Raw genomic sequence first — 288 nt, forward strand, 5'->3', positions numbered from 1 at the left:
CGACGGTCCAGTGGCCGTGGTGGATGAGCTGGTGGTGGAACCGGCACAGCAGGGTCATGTTGTCCAGCGCGGTGTCGCCGTGGTCGAGCCAGTAGCGGACGTGGTGGGCGTGGCAGCGGCGGGGGCGCCGGGTGCAGCCGGGGAAGGCGCAGCCGCCGTCACGAACGATCAGGGCGCGGCGGATGCCCTCGGGGGCGGTGTACGAGAGTCGCCCGACGTCGAGGGGTTCGGCGCGGGTGCCCAGGACCATCGGCACGATCCCGGCGTCGCAGGCCCATCGGCGCAGGG

1 protein-coding gene is annotated in these 288 nt (G+C 73.6%); it reads right to left on the reverse strand.

Annotated features, from left to right (window positions below; genetic code table 11):
* Window positions 1-288, reverse strand: a 288-nt coding sequence (locus QSK03_RS32995; protein WP_285660077.1) for an HNH endonuclease signature motif containing protein, incomplete at both ends; no start/stop codon positions are given.

Source organism: Actinomycetospora sp. NBRC 106375 (genome assembly GCF_030269665.1).
Taxonomy (GTDB): Bacteria; Actinomycetota; Actinomycetes; order Mycobacteriales; family Pseudonocardiaceae; genus Actinomycetospora.